General features: G+C 30.0%; 1 protein-coding gene. It reads left to right on the forward strand.

Annotated elements, in window-relative coordinates:
- Positions 1–128: 128 nt before the first annotated feature.
- Entirely contained in the window at positions 129–1,448 is a 1,320-nt protein-coding gene (locus tag DFR54_RS13095) for an ISL3 family transposase (RefSeq protein ID WP_114290584.1), read from the forward strand.
- The last annotated feature ends 42 nt before the right edge of the window (positions 1,449–1,490 follow it).

A 1,490-nucleotide genomic window follows, 5' to 3' on the forward strand; every position in this document is an offset into this window, starting at 1 on the left:
GGTTGTATAATTTTTGATGTGGATGAAGAAATTCATTCGCATCTATTTTTTTACAAAATAATAGAAACATACGAACTTTCCCGTTAAAATTAAAGTGACCAAACCAAATTTTAGAAAGGAAGATTCGTATGTCTCATAACCATTGTATTCGACTATCGCTAGATTTAAAAGATAAACATATTTATTTCGATTCTATTTTTTGTGAGGAACAGCTTATTAAAGGGATAAGATCCAAGATTTATAAAGGTATTCTTACTTACACTCCTTCGGCTTGTCCTTGTTGTGGCATTAAAAATGAACAATTTTCTATTGTGAAAAATGGGTTTATTTCTTCTCGAATAAAGTGGTTGAGTGTGGCTCACTACCCAACCTATCTTTTATTAAAGAAACAGAGATTCCTTTGTCGTCATTGTGACTCCTCTTTTCTAGCTGAATCTTCAGAAATTGAAAAACATTGTTTTATCGCTAAAAGAGTGAAGCAATCAATTCTTATTGAGTTAAGTGATGCTATCTCGTTTAAAGATTTAGCTAAAAGACATTTTGTTTCATCAACAACGATTAATAGAATTTTAGTATCTGGTGGTAAAGACTTATCTAATCAATTTTTATATTTACCTCAAAACCTTTGTTTTGATGAATTTACTTCGGTTAAAAACAATAGTGGCAAGTACAGTTTTATTTACTCTGATTCCTCTACACACCAAATTATCGATATTCTCATTGATAATAAAAAGCTAACACTAGAGAAACACTTTCTTAAGTACTCTCTAAAGGTTCGTCGCCAAGTAAAAACAATTGTCGTTGATATGAATGCAGCCTATTTTAAATTAGCCAAAAGGCTATTTCCTAATGCTGAGGTGATTATTGATCGCTTTCACTTAGTTCAACTTATCAGTCGTTCTTTAAACATAACTAGAATTAAGACGATGAATCGTTATCGCACATCGAATGTAACTGACATGAAAAATTATCGAAAACTAAAAAAATATTGGAAACTCTTTTTAAAAGATTCTAATGAATTGAATTATACAGATTATCGTTATCAGCGTTTATTTAAGAGTATTTTACCTGAAACAGATGTCATGGATTATTTACTTAGCTTAAACAAAGAGTTATCAGAAACTTATAAACTTTATCAAGAACTATTATACTGTAGTAAAAACAATGATTTTGACACTTTTTCTGATCTATTATTATTAGCTAACGAAGATATCTCTATTCCAATGAAAACCTCGATTCGAACACTAAAGAAGCATTTACCAAGAATTGAAAACACCTTTAAATACGCTTATTCAAATGGTTGTTTAGAAGGTTCCATAAACAAAATTAAATTAATCAAACGAATAGCTTACGGCTATAGAAATTTTCAGAACTATAAATACAGAATTTTACTTAGCTTTAAAGACAAACAAAAAAGCAGCAAAAGCCATTCGGTTTCTGCTGCCTAAATTCACTTAATTTTACTCATCCACATCATTTGACGAAGAGCC

This window comes from Vagococcus fluvialis (assembly GCF_003337315.1).
GTDB lineage: Bacteria > Bacillota > Bacilli > Lactobacillales > Vagococcaceae > Vagococcus > Vagococcus fluvialis.